This is a genomic window from Chlorogloeopsis fritschii PCC 6912 (genome assembly GCF_000317285.1).
GTDB classification, from domain to species: Bacteria; Cyanobacteriota; Cyanobacteriia; order Cyanobacteriales; family Nostocaceae; genus Chlorogloeopsis; species Chlorogloeopsis fritschii.
On the sequence record NZ_AJLN01000153.1, the window covers coordinates 123588 to 138993 of the forward strand.

The 15406-nt window shown below is 42.1% G+C and carries 14 protein-coding genes; 7 read left to right on the top strand and 7 right to left on the bottom strand.

Annotated elements, in window-relative coordinates; translation table 11 throughout:
- Nucleotides 1-66: 66 nt before the first annotated feature.
- Nucleotides 67-1530, bottom strand: coding sequence for a UDP-N-acetylmuramate--L-alanine ligase (gene murC / locus UYC_RS0134660; protein ID WP_016876185.1), 1464 nt, complete (start codon nt 1528-1530; stop codon nt 67-69).
- A gap of 340 nt (nt 1531-1870) precedes the next feature.
- On the opposite strand from murC, the gene nadD reads away from it, so the two are divergent.
- Together nadD and UYC_RS0134670 are read left to right on the top strand one after the other, a co-directional pair.
- A complete protein-coding gene (gene nadD / locus UYC_RS0134665; protein WP_016876186.1) occupies nt 1871-2497 on the top strand; it encodes a nicotinate (nicotinamide) nucleotide adenylyltransferase in 627 nt (208 codons plus the stop codon).
- A gap of 117 nt (nt 2498-2614) precedes the next feature.
- Entirely contained in the window at nt 2615-3631 is a 1017-nt protein-coding gene (locus UYC_RS0134670) for a type I glyceraldehyde-3-phosphate dehydrogenase (protein ID WP_016876187.1), read from the top strand.
- A 25-nt stretch (nt 3632-3656) separates the two neighbouring features.
- Here the strand turns inward: UYC_RS0134670 and thiL are convergent, their stop codons facing one another.
- Both thiL and UYC_RS0134680 read right to left on the bottom strand, forming a co-directional pair.
- Nucleotides 3657-4673 (bottom strand): thiamine-phosphate kinase, encoded by a 1017-nt coding sequence (thiL, locus tag UYC_RS0134675; RefSeq protein WP_016876188.1) that lies wholly within the window; start codon nt 4671-4673, stop codon nt 3657-3659.
- A 279-nt stretch (nt 4674-4952) separates the two neighbouring features.
- A complete protein-coding gene (locus UYC_RS0134680; protein WP_016876189.1) occupies nt 4953-6059 on the bottom strand; it encodes a peptidylprolyl isomerase in 1107 nt (368 codons plus the stop codon).
- Between the two features lie 285 nt (nt 6060-6344).
- Between UYC_RS0134680 and UYC_RS0134685 the strand changes: the two genes are divergently transcribed.
- Together UYC_RS0134685 and UYC_RS0134690 are read left to right on the top strand one after the other, a co-directional pair.
- A complete protein-coding gene (locus UYC_RS0134685; protein ID WP_016876190.1) occupies nt 6345-6695 on the top strand; it encodes a YbaB/EbfC family nucleoid-associated protein in 351 nt (116 codons plus the stop codon).
- A gap of 245 nt (nt 6696-6940) precedes the next feature.
- The gene (locus tag UYC_RS0134690) at nt 6941-7450 is read left to right on the top strand and encodes a low molecular weight protein-tyrosine-phosphatase (RefSeq protein WP_026087566.1); all 510 of its coding nucleotides are present in this window, start codon (nt 6941-6943) and stop codon (nt 7448-7450) included.
- A gap of 130 nt (nt 7451-7580) precedes the next feature.
- Here UYC_RS0134690 and UYC_RS0134695 read toward each other — a convergent pair whose 3' ends face one another.
- Nucleotides 7581-8252 carry a rhomboid family intramembrane serine protease gene (locus tag UYC_RS0134695; RefSeq protein ID WP_026087567.1) on the bottom strand — a complete coding sequence of 224 codons (672 nt, stop codon included), beginning with the start codon at nt 8250-8252 and terminating at the stop codon, nt 7581-7583.
- A gap of 265 nt (nt 8253-8517) precedes the next feature.
- Between UYC_RS0134695 and UYC_RS0134700 the strand changes: the two genes are divergently transcribed.
- Entirely contained in the window at nt 8518-9405 is an 888-nt protein-coding gene (locus UYC_RS0134700) for a hypothetical protein (protein ID WP_016876193.1), read from the top strand.
- A gap of 151 nt (nt 9406-9556) precedes the next feature.
- Here UYC_RS0134700 and glgB read toward each other — a convergent pair whose 3' ends face one another.
- Nucleotides 9557-11845 carry a 1,4-alpha-glucan branching enzyme gene (gene glgB, locus UYC_RS0134705; protein ID WP_016876194.1) on the bottom strand — a complete coding sequence of 763 codons (2289 nt, stop codon included), beginning with the start codon at nt 11843-11845 and terminating at the stop codon, nt 9557-9559.
- Between the two features lie 165 nt (nt 11846-12010).
- Between glgB and UYC_RS0134710 the strand changes: the two genes are divergently transcribed.
- Nucleotides 12011-12163 (top strand): hypothetical protein, encoded by a 153-nt coding sequence (locus tag UYC_RS0134710; protein WP_235082994.1) that lies wholly within the window; start codon nt 12011-12013, stop codon nt 12161-12163.
- Between the two features lie 15 nt (nt 12164-12178).
- On the opposite strand, the gene UYC_RS0134715 is transcribed toward UYC_RS0134710, so the two are convergent.
- Nucleotides 12179-12499 (bottom strand): hypothetical protein, encoded by a 321-nt coding sequence (locus UYC_RS0134715; protein ID WP_016876196.1) that lies wholly within the window; start codon nt 12497-12499, stop codon nt 12179-12181.
- 248 nt (nt 12500-12747) lie between these two features.
- A complete protein-coding gene (locus UYC_RS0134720; RefSeq protein ID WP_016876197.1) occupies nt 12748-13824 on the bottom strand; it encodes a PIN/TRAM domain-containing protein in 1077 nt (358 codons plus the stop codon).
- Between the two features lie 252 nt (nt 13825-14076).
- Here UYC_RS0134720 and hemW point away from each other — a divergent pair, with 252 nt between their 5' ends.
- Nucleotides 14077-15282, top strand: coding sequence for a radical SAM family heme chaperone HemW (gene hemW, locus UYC_RS0134725; protein WP_016879849.1), 1206 nt, complete (start codon nt 14077-14079; stop codon nt 15280-15282).
- Nucleotides 15283-15406: the final 124 nt, after the last annotated feature.

The following is a 15406-nucleotide window of genomic DNA, read 5'->3' on the forward strand; positions in this document are numbered from 1 at the left end:
GTGCAACTCTAAGCCGAGAAACTATCTTTGGGATGTTATAACAATAGTGCTTGTGCAGTTTTTCTCTTAGGATGTGGCTGTGGCTGGCTGCCGAAGTGTTGCAATGACTTCCGGAATTATCTGATTTAAATTCCCGGCTCCCAAAAACAGCGCCAAGTCTCCAGGACGCAATGTATGCTGTAAGAAATCGCACATTGAGGTTAAGGTGGGTTGATAGTAAACTTGCTCGTGATGCTTGGCAACTTCTGCTGCCAAATGCTCACCGCTTACCTGCCCTAAATTCACCTCGCCTGCACTATAAATGTCAGTAAGTATAACAGCATCAGCATGAGTAAAAGACTCACCAAATTCTTCTAAAAATGCCAACGTGCGACTATAACGATGGGGTTGGAAGATCGCAACTACCCTTTGCCCCGGTCTTGCTTGCAGACGTGCAGCAGCAAGAGTAGCACGAATTTCACTGGGATGATGAGCATAATCATCAATAAAGGTGATGCCATCAACTTCACCCCGGAATTCAAAACGACGTCTTGCACCTTCAAAAGTGGCAAGTCCTTTAGCAATTTCTCCGAACTCTAATCCCAAAATCCGTCCAACAGCAACTGCTGCTAGAGCATTGCTGAGGTTGTGACGACTGAGCAAACGCAATTTTAATACACCTAAGGCTTTACCCCGCTCCCACACTAAAGCAGTGGTGCCATCGGCACGACATTCTATGTTGGTAACTGTGTAATCAGCACCAGATTCTTGGTATAAACTGTAACCAATTGTCGGCTGCAAGCGATCACGTACAGTAGCGCAATCAATGCTACCTACTAATATCTTACAACCTTTGGCAAAGGTCTGAAAAATTTCAACGACTTCTTCTAAGTTTTCGTAGTGATCGGGATGATCCAGTTCAATATTGGTAATAATGCCAATTTCGGGAGCGTGTTTAACCAAAGAACCATCTGATTCATCTGCTTCTGCAACTAGATAGGGACTGTGCCCAAGTCGAGCATTGCCTTCCCAAGCATTGACTTCGCCACCTACCAAAATTGTGGGGTCAAGTCCCGCTTGAAGTAACATATAACCAATCATGCTACTTGTGGTAGTCTTGCCGTGGGTACCGGCAACCGCTATACTGTAGTACTCCGCAATTAAAGCTGCTAAAACATCAGAACGATGGAAAATTGGACAGCCTAATTCCAAGGCTGCTTTGTATTCCAAATTATTTGTATTAATTGCTGTTGAACAAATAACTTGTGGCAGCGGTGCTATTTGTGCAGAAGATATTTCATTTTGAGTATTTAATACTACTCCATTTTCTTTTGCCTGTGGGCGAAAGAATTCTAAATTGCCTGCTTCTTGTTTATCAAAAATACGAGCTCCAATCGCTTCTAACCTACAAGTAATATGGTTAGGGCGAAGATCTGAACCAGAGACGGGCAATTGGCGTTTGGCTAGTACGTATGCCAAAGCAGACATACCTATGCCACCGATGCCAATAAAATGAAATGGTTTACCGCTAAAGTCTACTTGATTTTTCATCTATTACTCCTCTTAACACCACACCACACAATAATCACAAATGACACGCGTATCATAACAGGAATTTGTTTTTACCGTTACTACCTCTGTATAAATTTCATATCTAATGATATGCAGATTGTTGCTTTTAGATTTGGTTGGGTCAGAATGATTTTATCCTTGCTGTCATTTTTATATTCCTGAACTAATAATATGTTTATTCTGCAAATTTCTTCATAATCGGGAAATAAACTGCTGTATTTGGAAATACATCTTTTTACCTGTTTGCTAGAATTAGTTACAATAAAAGGCTGGTAATAATCCTGCTTTAGATATTGAATCAAGCCAAACAAGTGAGCGGATGCGGCAAGTAGCAATTTTCGGTGGCACATTCGATCCAGTTCATTGGGGGCATCTTATCGTCGCCGAAACAGCTTTGCATCAAGTACCCATCGAACAGGTCATTTGGGTGCCATCGTATAATCCTCCTCATAAAAAAGCAGCTTCCTTTCAACATCGTTTAGCAATGCTTCAGGAGGCGATCGCAGATCACCCAGCGTTTGCTGTCTCGCTGGTAGAAGAAACGCGATCGGGAACTTCCTATGCCATTAATACTCTAATTGACTTATCCAATCTTTATCCCAATACTCATTGGTACTGGATAGTAGGCTTAGATGTCTTCCAAACTTTACCCCATTGGTATCGCGGACAAGAACTAGCACAATTGTGCGATTGGTTAATCGCACCCCGCATTTCCAATTCTGAATGCATAGCTCAAAGCGAGATAATCTGCAAGCAAGTGGAGCAGCAGCTGGCAAAGCAGTCCATTATCATACACTGGCAATTATTGAATATCCCTTTAGTTGGACTTTCGTCAAGTCTAATTCGCAAATTCTGTCGAGAACGCAAATCACTTCGCTATTTAGTCCCAGAATCAGTGAGAAATTACATCGGCGATCGCAACCTCTACACCGATCCCTCAAGATAAAAATTAATTTTTTTTTGGGATCTAACACTTTATAGTCATAAATACTCCCCCTTTGCGATATGATCGGGGTCAAGCATAGGATTTAATAAGGCACATATAGACAGAGGGCAAGACGCTGTGATTAGAGTTGCTATCAACGGTTTTGGGCGCATCGGGCGTAACTTTATGCGCTGCTGGTTAGGTAGAGAGAATAGCAATATCGACCTTGTTGCTATCAATGACACCTCAGACCCTAGAACCAACGCTCACCTGCTGAAGTATGACTCGATGCTAGGGAAGTTAAACAATGTTGATATTACTGCTGATGATAACTCAATTATCGTAAACGGCAAGACCGTTAAATGCGTATCCGATCGCAATCCAGAAAACTTGCCCTGGAAAGAGTGGGAAATAGACCTAATTATTGAAGCAACAGGTGTATTTACCGCTAAAGAAGGGGCAATGAAGCACGTTAATGCTGGAGCCAAGAAGGTTCTCATCACTGCCCCCGGCAAAAATGAAGATGGTACTTTTGTGATCGGTGTTAATCATCACGACTACGATCACGACAAACACCATATCATTAGTAACGCTAGCTGTACCACTAACTGCTTGGCTCCCGTTGCTAAGGTGTTGCACGAGAAGTTCGGCATCATCAAAGGTACAATGACTACCACCCACAGCTACACTGGTGACCAGCGCTTGTTAGATGCTTCTCACAGAGATCCACGACGAGCACGTGCTGCGGCTATTAACATCGTACCTACCTCCACAGGTGCTGCAAAAGCTGTAGCTTTAGTACTGCCAGATTTGAAAGGCAAGTTGAACGGTGTAGCGTTGCGTGTACCCACCCCCAACGTTTCAATGGTAGATTTTGTCGTGCAAGTTGAAAAGCAGACAATCGTAGAAGAAGTCAACCAAGCACTAAAAGCTGCCTCTGAAGGACAACTTAAGGGCATTTTGGACTATAGCGAACTACCTCTCGTATCATCTGACTATCAAGGTAGCGATGCTTCCTCGATTGTAGATGCTAGCTTAACCATGGTAATGGGCAGTGACATGGTTAAAGTCATGGCTTGGTATGACAACGAGTGGGGTTATAGCCAGCGTGTTCTTGACTTAGCAGAATTGGTAGCAGCAAAGTGGACTAAATAAATTTGTTACCTACTATCCACCAACACTAACTAAAATGTTGAAACCCCCGATTAAGGCTCAAAACTTGGTCGGGGAATTCTTTATATTGGTCGTTTAACAGTACGGTTGACCCCTCTGTAATCTCGCCTATAATAGCTACATTTTGATTCAAGTGTTGTATTAATTCATTGGCTAGCTGTTTTGGCAAACACAGCACCAATTCAAAATCTTCGCCACCGTACAGGGCATATTCCAGTGCTTGCTCTCTGGTTAGCCAAACTTCAAAAGCTTTTGGTAAAGGTATTTGTGTACACTCAACCACGGCACCAACACCACTGGCACGACAAATTTGCACAACAGCATCTGCCAAACCGTCACTGCTATCCATACCAGCAATGGGGAGGAGGGAGGGGGAGCCTAAAATTTGCCAGAGGATTGGTAAGACGTCTAATCGGGGTTGTGGACGTTGGTGTGCGCGAATTAAAGTTTTTCTATCTTTATCACTGAGGTTTTCTCCTAATTCCGGATGCAGGAGCAATTCTAAGCCAGCACGAGACGCACCGTGAACACCAGTGACAACGATCGCATCCCCAACTTGAGCTTGGTCGCGCCGAATAATACGATGAGGATGAGCTTGACCGAAAGCAGTAATCGCAATGGTAATGACAGGCGATCGCACCACATCACCGCCAACAATCGGGGCGTTGTGCTGTTGCAAGCACTCTGTCATCCCCTGGTACAATCGTTCTACCCAACTGACAGCTAAATTACCAGGAAGCCCCAGCCCGACAGTAATTCCTAACGGGGATGCACCCATAGCCGCTAAATCCGACAAATTGGCGGCAGCAGAACGCCAACCCACATCTTCTGGTGATGTAGTAATTTCACTGAAGTGTATTTTATCAACTAATACATCTGTAGTTACTATGAGTGATTGCCCATCTTCAGTAAGAAGAACTGCTGCATCATCCCCAATAATTTCGGAGGGACAGAAACGCTGCAATATTTTTAACAATCCTTGCTCACCAATCTCTTGAATTTGCAAAGAAAATTCACGGTTCACAGTAGTTCTTGGGCATTACATAAATATTTTAATAATTTTAATATCGCAGACTTTTAGAGAGTTAGCGATCGCAACTAAGCAGGTATTTGCCGCAGTAAATCTTAGTTAGGAGTTAGAAGCTAGTAGTTAGTAGCCTTAATGAAGTGTGTACACCAAAGGATAGAGGGTAGAGGTGATTGGGCAATTAAATTTTGGATTGGAATGTAATCTAAAATCCAAAATCTAAAATTCCTAGTACCTAGCCCCTAGCCCCTAGTCCCTATTGTCAACAACCACTAACTACGCTTGCTGTGGCTCAACTAAATTTTCTAACCCTTTGACGACTTTTGCCGATTCAATTTTGTCACCTGCCTTCAGTTCTCGCAAAACCTCTTGACCTTCAATCACATAGCCAAAAATAGAGTAACGCCCGTCCAAAAGGTTGCGCCCGGCTGGCGTCAGTTCTGGCTCATACAAAAAGAAGAAAAATTGTGAAGAACCGCCATTCGGGTCACTTTCTGGGCGTGCCATAGCCACTGTGCCGTAAGCTGAGAATGGTAACACTGGTAAATCGGTGTAACGACCAGCTTCTTCTAAAGTAATACCGTAAGTAGGCTCTTTATCACCTTCAACCAAGTATTCTAGGGGTATTGCACGGTATTTGCCTGTTTTTGGATCGATAAAACCAACTTCTTTGCCTGGTGGATCGCCAGTTTGCAGAACGTATGATTCTTCTGAACGGGTGAATTCCAAGCCATTATAAAAACCCCGTTGTACCAAATCAACAAAATTTCCAGCCGTAACTGGAGCGCTATAGCCATCTACAACAAGGGTAACAGTGCCTTTGTTAGTTTTAACTTCTACGGTGGCACGGCCTTTCAGTTGTGGTAAATTACTGTATTGCTCTGGAACTTCAAAGGGAAACCCCTCCACCATTAACTCTTCTAGTTCTCCAACTAGATTTAGTAAATCAGCTCGTTTTTCTTTAACCTTTTCTTTGTCTTTGGCTTGAGCTAATTCTTGCAGTTCATTTACACCTGATTTTAATTCAGAAATCAGAGCTTCAGCTTTAGGCTTGCGTTCATCTGGGACACTTGCTAAAACTTGGGAAGGGTTGTTAAGTATTCGTGATGCTTTGCCAACATCTTTGGAAACAGCACCCCAACGTCGATTTGCCCGCAATTGATTTGAAATGTCTTCTAAGCTAGCTTGTAGTTCTCGCACAGGCTGGTTATCTATAGGCAGTGCGTACCGCAAGAGAGCCTTGCCGTCAGTAATTGCATTCCCAGCTGGTAGACCGGCGCTACTGGAGGGCGTCCAACCAGCTGTATTTATCCCTAAAAATAGTGTTACCAACAGCAGTGTAATGAGAGTATTTTTCAACCGAGATTTTAATAAGTTAAACATGAGAAGGCAACAAACGCTGCATCAAATTCTTGACTGGGTGTAACCCATCAATCATCTTCCCACAGTACAGTAAGCATATGTGAAAACAGAAGCAGACCAAACGAGAAAGTCAGAAAATTTCTGCTTTGGTGTTGTTAGTTCAAAAGTTGACTACTTTTGGTAATATTGTGCCATTCTTGATCAAATGCAAAACTCAGGAGTAAAAAGAGGCAAATCAGCCACCGCATCTATAATTGAATTTGTTGAATTTGACTTGTTAATCAAAGCACAGGTGGACAATTAATTATGACAGGTAAAGGACAGGGATTTGGCTTTGGCTTGGGAAAAATGAAAGAACTGGCTGACGCCTTTAAAAAAGCGCAGCAAGTACAAGAAGGTGCCAAGCGACTCCAAGAAGAATTGGAGCAAATGGAGATTCAAGGAGAAGCAGGCGGTGGTTTGGTTAAGGTGATAGTCAGTGGGAACCAAGAACCCAAGCGGGTGGAAGTTTCGCCAGATGCTCTTAATGAAGGAGCAGAAGTACTTTCCGATCTCATCACCGTAGCGATGAAAGATGCCTACAATAAGTCCACGGCAACAATGCGGGAACGCATGGAAGAATTGACCAGTGGATTAGAACTTCCTGGTTTTCAGTAAACAGTGATTTGTCATTTGTCATTTGTCATTTGTCTTAATCCTAATGACAAAGCGCAAAGTCTGTAGACGCACTTGCGGCTACTTACCCTTCGGGAACACCTACCCTGCGGGAAGGGCTTTGCCCAACGGTGTACAGAAGCCACTTAGTGTCTACCCGGAGGATGCGCCAGCTGCCGACGTTAGCGCAAGCTCCTCCACAAGGAGGCTCAGAACTTTGTAAGAGAGGACAAAGGGCAAAAATATTTATGGCTTACAAGCTTCTATTTGTCTGCCTGGGAAATATCTGCCGATCGCCAGCGGCAGAAAATATTATGAATCATCTGATCGAGCAGGCTGAGTGGAGCCAATCTTCTGGTTTGTCGCTGCGCGATCACATTACCTGCGACTCTGCTGGGACATCTAGCTATCATATCGGTAGCCCCCCTGACCGACGTATGAGCGTTGCAGCCGCTCAAAAGTTAGGAATAAAAATGCGTGGTCATGCTCGCCAGTTTCAAAAATCGGATTTTCAAGACTTTGATTTGATTTTGGCGATGGATCGAGAAAATTATGAGGACATCCTCTATCTCGATCCAACTGGGCAACATCACCATAAAGTACGCTTAATGTGTGACTTTTGCACCAGACATACTCTCAAAGAAGTTCCAGATCCTTACTATGGAGGTGCAGAAGGATTTGAGCGAGTGATCGATTTACTCGTCGATGCTTGTGAAGGTCTACTCAAATATGTCATTAGTCTAGAAACTGTAGCTTGACGCTCGACAATTTAGTGAAGCTTACTTGGTGGAATTTCTTACCAAGTCTTGTGAATATTAAATGATTCAACTTCACCAAAAAAGTGACCACTCCTAACAGAGTGGTCACTACAAACACCATCTTGTAGTTCTAATCCTGTTTAAATAATCCAAACAAAGGAGAGAGTATAATTCCAAACACAAAGCCACCAATGTGCGCCCAGTAAGCGACTCCTCCTGTCTCCATAGTCATATTAGCAGCTGTTTGCAGAGCAGCAAAACCAGAGATGACATTCTGGATGAAAAATAACCCGATCAGTAGAATTGCAGGAACTCTTATGGTGGTAACAAAAAAACCCAAAAAGACTAAACTGAGAATTTGAGATTGGGGAAAGCGAATCAGGTATGCGCCTAAAACCCCAGAAATCGCCCCGCTTGCACCTAAGGAAGGAATAGCAGAATTCACATTAATAAACCACTGGCATAAGGCAGCTAAAGCACCACAACTCAGGTAAAAAATGAGATATTTGATATGACCCAAACGGTCTTCAATGTTGTTGCCAAAGACCCACAAAAATACCATATTCGAGATTAGATGCCACCAACCTCCGTGTAAAAATTGCGACGTAAATAATGTTGGCCACTCTCCGGCAAAATTAGCAGTTAATTGTTGCGGAACAACTGCATACTGCTGTAAAAACTGTTCCAAATCTGGTCTAGATAAACTAAGTTGGTGAAAAAAAACTAATACATTCATCCCAATCAACCCATAGGTAAAATACGGGGTGATTCGTGTCGGGTTATTGTCATGAAGGGGAAACACGGATACTCTTCCTAATTGATTGGTTAACTGCAATATAGCCTGTGGGGCATTTAAACGAACAAACAATAATCAAAAATTTTTGCCTTCCAAAACTTCTGATTAGCAATTGTTAGTTTGCTTGTAAACTTGGGAACACTACCAATGGGAATTGAAAAAGTGGATTGTTTCATGTTAATATCATCAAATTTGTTTAAATGTTGATTGGATTGAACCTCAAGCTCTACAGTAAATACTGAACCATTGGTTGAACGAGCTATCCTATTAGATGAACATAAATACTAATCCAAACATAGCTGACGGTGATGAGAAAAACTCTACCGTTGCAGAACACATAACAGATCTGACTTTAGATCAATCAAAGTCAGAATCTCAGGAATTAGCCTTATTAGATCCAAAGTTCAATGAATTTTGGATCGAACTCACATCAAGTTTTGAGGATTTACTTCAGGCTTTGAGGAAAAAACGGCACGATATAGATACTGATTTGAAAAAGCAAATAGAAGTGGCTGTGCAAAGGTGTCGAAATGATACAGGTGTTCCTGCCGTTGAAGAAATTCAAGAACGTTATAAAATCGAGCAGAGTTACGAAATTATTTATGAGAAGTATCTGAATGAAATACGCGCTCACCTCACAAGATATTTGTCATCACTAGATGAAGTTTTGCAGCGATCGCCACAGCGAGTCAAATCACAAGTAGCAGAGTTATTGATCGATAAAGGAAATTTAGGAAAACTGACAGAAGCTAGAGGTTGTGAGTTTATCAAAGCAATAGCCGCACAAATACCCGACCAAATCATATCAGGTAAACCTAGTCAACTCAAGTCTGCATTTCAGATGCTATCGGAGTTTGAGCTTTCCTACCGTAAATTTTTACATTATCGCATTCGTCCCCATCTAGATGGACTCACCCCCAATGAACCAAAAACACTCCAGCTAACTTCGCCCTCTGCCGAACAGGTGTTCCTAAATCTCAAAATTGCTCAAATTGAAAGTGTTCGTAAGTGTGAAAAAAGTTTGAAAGAATTACTTAGCGAACCCAATCAGCTTATTTTTGTGATTGTCGAAGATTTTGTAGATCGTGCCATTCGTGCTGCGGATATAAAGAGTGAATGGCAGCTATTTTTACAACAAATACGAATGCAACTGAGTTAATGGTAACTGCTTGTCTCAATATGGGCGATCGCTCTTCACCACAGTATCTAATATTATTTCTAATGCGATCACAATGCACTAGATGAACATAATCAACCAAAACGCATTTTACATCAAACATAGGGCGGGCATAGCCGCCCACCCTCATTAATTAAGATTCCATTACTTCTGCTGTCTTCTTCCTATCCAACTTCAAAATTAACACTCCCAAAGGTGGCAAGCACAAATCCAGTGAATAGGGACGATTGTGCATAGACCAATTGTCAGTCCATTTGCCGCCTAAATTGCCCATATTGCTGCCACCATACTGACGCGCATCACTGTTGAACAACTCGGTGTAAAATCCGGGTTCTGGTACACCAATCCGGTAGTGGGAATGAGGTTGGGGTGTAAAGTTACAAACGACAATCACAAAATCATCAGAGTTTTTGGCTGTGCGAACAAACGACACAACGCTATGGCGGTTGTCGCTACAATCAATCCACTCAAATCCTTCCCGTGCAAAATCTAAGGTATACAATGCTGGTTCACTGCGATAGAGATGGTTCAACTCCTTAAAAAATACTTTGAGTTGTTGGTGTGGCTCATACTGTAATAAGTGCCACTCTAAGTCAGCCCACACATTCCACTCACTCCACTGCCCAAATTCCATGCTCATAAACATGGTTTTCTTACCTGGGTGAGCAAACATATAGGTAAACAAACAACGCACGTTAGCAAACTTCTGCCATCTATCTCCCGGCATTTTACCGATGATATTGCTCTTGCCATGCACGACTTCATCGTGAGAAAGTGCGAGCATGAAGTTCTCGCTGTGGTGATACCACATACTAAAGGTAATGTTATTTTGGTGGAACTGGCGGAACCACGGATCCATGCTAAAGTAATCCAGCATATCGTGCATCCAGCCCATGTTCCATTTCAAGTTAAAGCCTAATCCCCCAGTGTATGTAGGCCAAGATACCATTGGCCACGAAGTCGATTCTTCGGCAATCGAAACAATACCGGGAAAATAACTAAAGATAATGTGATTGACTTGACGCAAGAAATCTGCTGCTTCTAAATTTTCTCTACCACCGTATTGATTGGGCAGCCATTCCCCTTCTTTGCGGCAATAATCGAGGTAAAGCATAGAAGCAACTGCATCAACCCGAATGCCGTCTATGTGATATTTGTCAAACCAGAATAAAGCATTGGCAACGAGGAAATTGCGAACTTCGTTGCGCGAGTAGTTGAATACTAAAGTGCCCCATTCTTTATGTTCGCCTTTACGAGGATCGGCGTGTTCGTACAGGTGGGTGCCATCAAAAAACGCTAAACCATGACCATCTTTGGGAAAATGGCCGGGAACCCAGTCTACAATTACTCCAATCCCATTTTTGTGGCATTGGTCAACAAAGTACATGAAATCTTCAGGGGTTCCATAACGGGAAGTGGGGGCATAGTACCCGGTAACTTGATAACCCCAAGAACCATCAAAAGGATGTTCGGCGATCGGTAATAGTTCAATGTGAGTGTATCCCAAATCTTTGACATAAGGGATCAACTTATCTGCCAGTTCCCGATAGGTGAGGAAACGTGCGCCAGGTTTGAGTTCCGAAACGGGGACTACGGGTTCGGTTTCACCATCAGGAAGTTTGGCAGGTTCGGCACTAGAGGCGTGTAACCAAGAGCCGATATGCACTTCGTATACTGAAATCGGTTGGGTGAGGGGATCGGTGTGACGCCGCATCTCCATCCAGTCTTGATCGTTCCACGCATAGGAATCCAAGTCACTGACAATCGATGCTGTTTTGGGGCGGGGTTCTTGTTGAAAACCGTAGGGATCGGATTTTTCGTAAATGTGCCCTTCTATATTTTTGATTTCGTATTTATAATGCTCTCCTACCCCAAGTTCAGGAACAAACAATTCCCAAACCCCAGTTATACCTTTACGCATCTGGTGTTTGCGCCCATCCCAATTATTAAAATCTCCTATGATTGAGACATTTCGAGCATTGGGTGCCCAAACGGCAAAATACACACCCTTAACGCCATCTATTTCTGTGGGATGCGCTCCTAGTTTCTCGTAAATTCGGTGATGATTACCTTCAGCAAACAGGTGCAAATCAAAGTCGGTTAAGCGGGGAGAACGAAAGGCATAAGGATCGTAAATGACTCGCTCATGTTCTCCTTCTTTGATTTTTAACTGGTAGTTTGCTAATTCTTTGGTTTCGATTGTGCATTCAAAAAAGTGGGGATGATGCACAGTTTGCATCGGATATTCTTTCCTTTCCTCAGGAAGAATCACCCACACTGAACTGGCATTGGGTAGGTACGCTCGCACAGCCCAGACATTTTTGCCATTTTCTTCTATGAGATGAGAACCCAATACTTCAAACGGATCGTGATGTTGATTCCAAACGATACGGTTAACCTGTTCAGGGGCGATCGTGGTCATAGACATGGAGCTACCTACGTTGATTGAATAAAGTGCTGAGTAAATCTGCTTTTTTAAGTTCTATATAGTATTGTTTACATTTATTTGCAAATTTTTTGGCGATTGTCATCGAACCTGGGAGGGAATGGGGAGATTAGTAGAGTAGGAAAGTGCCGGAAGGTAAAATTGGTAGAGAAATTAGAGTTTATGATTCTTTTTGTTGCTTATAACTTGAAAATAAGGAAAGCCGATGTGCTGCTGGCGTCTGCAAGCCTGTTGGCTACGCAAGCAGCGCTGGTAGAAAAATTTTCTTTTCTGCACGTTGCCCCATCAAGATAGTGACTTCCTTGTAGATTAAATATCCAAAAATGGAAAAAGCTGAAGTAGTATTTTACGCAGGTTCAGTAAAAAAATATTTTCTCGGATCTTGGTAGACAGTTTTGGTGGTGGTGCTTCTTGCAGTTGTGCTTGCAATTGTGCATATTCTGCGGCAGTTAGGAGTTTGCCATCTACAGGCGATCGCGCTGCTGTAAAAATTTCTGTTCGCAAAATTTCTTCTGGTATTTCTTCTGGCGGCGGTAGTGCCATTACCCTTGTACTTTGATGACCTACGATCCCCACCAAAATACTAGTAATTGCAGTCAAAATCGCAAAATTTATCGCTTTAGCTCCCATTCTTAAGTTATTTTTAATTAATTTTTAATAAGGAATTTTGACTTTTCAAGACTAGCCCTGTTTATACCATTATTATTGCCCTATGGCTAGGACGAATAATTGACTTGACATATACAATTTAATATGTATATTGAAACTCTAACTAAATTTATCTTATAGCACTTATACTTAAAATTTATACAAAATAACCGATGCAGTTACATTGCATCGGTCGGAAAAATCTATTAAACTCAAACGTGACATTCTCTTCATGCTAACGCCGAAGCTTGCGGTTTAGCAAATATCATCCGTCCTGCAGAAGTTTGTAAAGCACTCGTGACTACTACTCGCACTTCACCACCGACGTAACTGCTGCCTTCCTCAACGACAACCATTGTGCCATCATCTAAGTAGCCAATTCCTTGACTTGGTTCTTTTCCTTCTTTGAGGATCTTCAAATCAAGATTATCACCTGGTAAGTAAGTAGGACGCACAGCGTTTACCAAATCGTTGACATTCAAAACAGGTACTTTTTGAACGCTGGCTACTTTGGATAAGTTGTAGTCATTCGTTAGCAACGTGCCATTGATTTCCTGGGCAAACCGGACTAGCTTTGCATCTACTGTCGCTATATCCTCATAGTCAACTGTATTGATCAAAATGCGATCGGGATAAGCTGTTTTGATACGGTTAAGAATTTCAAGCCCCCGTCTTCCCCGCACTCGCTTTTGATCTTTACTCGCATCTGCTACTTGTTGTAACTCTTGCAAGACAAATTGCGGTACAATAATTTGCCCTTCCAAAAAGCCAGTTTCAAGTAGGGTTTCGATCCTACCGTCGATAATGCAGCTAGTGTCTAAAACTTTGGTGCTGGCTGGTTTTAGTGTTCCTTCCACCACCATGCTTTCTACGGTATTGGGATTGATTAAACGTAACAACCCACGTCCGTGAGTATCTGCTAAGTTCATACCTGTGTATGCCAGCACGATGCTACCAACAACTGCTACTAACGGCTTGATGAAACTAAAGTCGGCGGGAATGGGCAGTAAGAATAGAGGTGCTAACATCAGATTAGCCATCAGTAAACCGATCACTAAACCAATAGCACGAGTTAAGATGACTTCAAATGGTAAGTCTCGGACTTGAGCCTCCAGACGGCGATATTCAGTCTGGAATCTTAATCCAACCGCACCTCCAATGATGGCAGCAAAAACGGCAACAACAAAACGTAAAGCTTCTAGGTTCGTAACCCGATCTAATGCCCCATCGGGTAGTAAATCGGTACTGTAGAACCCTATCCCCGCCGCTGCCAGGATGAATGAGAATATGATAATTGCATCAAGCATAGGTTTGTTTTTCCTGCAACTGATATTAGCGGATCAGGCTAAGTGTTTTTTTGCTCCTCACTTTAAATAGATTTGAGAATAATTGCGGTCATAGTATAGGTTATGGGAAACGGCATCTGCAATCATTATAACTAAATAGATTTATGCTTTATTATTCTCATCTTTTCGTTGGAAAATGATAAAAAAATGTTAATAACGTACCAATATTCATGTTTTGTAATTCTTAGAATAATAATTTAATTGTTACTCAAAATGGCTCAAAGAGATATTTTTATAGATCTTCCCAGCTCTGCTTATATACATATTCCTTTTTGTAGACGACGATGTTTTTACTGTGATTTTCCGGTTTCTGTGATTGGCGATCGCTTGCGAGGTGAAACCTCTGGCACAATTTCCAAATATGTAGAAGTGTTATGTCAAGAAATAGACATTTTTCCGGTTTTAAGTCAATCGTTAGAAACTATTTTCTTTGGTGGTGGTACTCCTTCACTTCTATCTGTGGAACAGGTGCAACAGATATTAACAGTGTTAAAACAAAACTTTGATATTTCTCCTGGGGCAGAAATTTCAATGGAAGTCGATCCAGGTACGTTCGATTTAGCACATCTTCAGGGCTTGTGCGATGCAGGTATTAACCGCGTTAGTTTAGGTGTACAAGCTTTTGATGCAAAATTACTCCAAGCGTGTGGGCGATCGCACAGCCTTGCTGATATTTTTACAGCAGTGGACTTGATTCACACCTGTGAGATTCCCGAATTCAGCATAGATCTAATTTCGGGATTACCGTATCAGACTTTGGACGGCTGGCAGGAGTCTTTAGAAAAAGCAGTTGCGATCGCACCAACACATATATCTATATATGATCTGACTGTAGAACCTGGAACCGCCTTTGGTCGTTATTATAAACCTGGTACAACTCCCCTACCAACAGATGAAATGACAGTAAAAATGTACCAGATGGCACAGCAAATTTTAACTCATGCAGGATACGAGCATTACGAAATTTCCAACTATGCCAAAAGGGGACATCAATGTCGGCATAATCGAGTTTACTGGGAAAATCGTCCTTATTACGGTTTTGGCATGGGTGCAGCCAGTTATGTTGAGGGAAAACGCTTCACTCGTCCGCGCAAAACAAAGGAATATTATCAGTGGGTAGAAGATGGGTGTGTAATTGATTGTGAAGCGACATCACCAGATGAAAATTTGTTAGAAACCTTAATGCTAGGGTTGCGTTTAGCAGAAGGTATAAGTTTGGGAGTTCTGGAAAAACAGTTTGGAGAAGAGAAAGTAGAGGAAGTTAAGAAATACTGCCAACCATTTTTTGACAGAGGTTGGGTGGAAATTGCAGGAGGAAGATTGCGATTAAGCGATCCAGATGGGTTTTTGTTTTCTAACGTAGTTTTGGCGAGCTTGTTTAGTGAGTTGGGAGTAAATGAAGAGTATGAGGGTATTTAATTGTGGTCGTACTTGCCGGATAATTAGATTTTAATATAACTTTCTGTGCTAACTGAAGATACTTTAAGCGTAAGGTGGGCACTGTAAAGAATTTGAACATAAGAGTTTTAATAAAAGTTTGAAA

Excerpts from the sequence above, each read along its gene's own strand:
- UYC_RS0134715 (WP_016876196.1), bottom strand. The coding sequence starts at position 12,499 with ATGGGAGCTAAAGCGATAAATTTTGCGATTTTGACTGCAATTACTAGT.
- UYC_RS0134685 (WP_016876190.1), top strand. The coding sequence starts at position 6,345 with ATGACAGGTAAAGGACAGGGATTTGGCTTTGGCTTGGGAAAAATGAAA.
- UYC_RS0134720 (WP_016876197.1), bottom strand. The coding sequence starts at position 13,824 with ATGCTTGATGCAATTATCATATTCTCATTCATCCTGGCAGCGGCGGGG.
- UYC_RS0134680 (WP_016876189.1), bottom strand. The coding sequence starts at position 6,059 with ATGTTTAACTTATTAAAATCTCGGTTGAAAAATACTCTCATTACACTG.
- UYC_RS0134690 (WP_026087566.1), top strand. The coding sequence starts at position 6,941 with ATGGCTTACAAGCTTCTATTTGTCTGCCTGGGAAATATCTGCCGATCG.
- UYC_RS0134700 (WP_016876193.1), top strand. The coding sequence starts at position 8,518 with ATGAACATAAATACTAATCCAAACATAGCTGACGGTGATGAGAAAAAC.
- nadD (WP_016876186.1), top strand. The coding sequence starts at position 1,871 with ATGCGGCAAGTAGCAATTTTCGGTGGCACATTCGATCCAGTTCATTGG.
- hemW (WP_016879849.1), top strand. The coding sequence starts at position 14,077 with ATGGCTCAAAGAGATATTTTTATAGATCTTCCCAGCTCTGCTTATATA.
- murC (WP_016876185.1), bottom strand. The coding sequence starts at position 1,530 with ATGAAAAATCAAGTAGACTTTAGCGGTAAACCATTTCATTTTATTGGC.
- glgB (WP_016876194.1), bottom strand. The coding sequence starts at position 11,845 with ATGACCACGATCGCCCCTGAACAGGTTAACCGTATCGTTTGGAATCAA.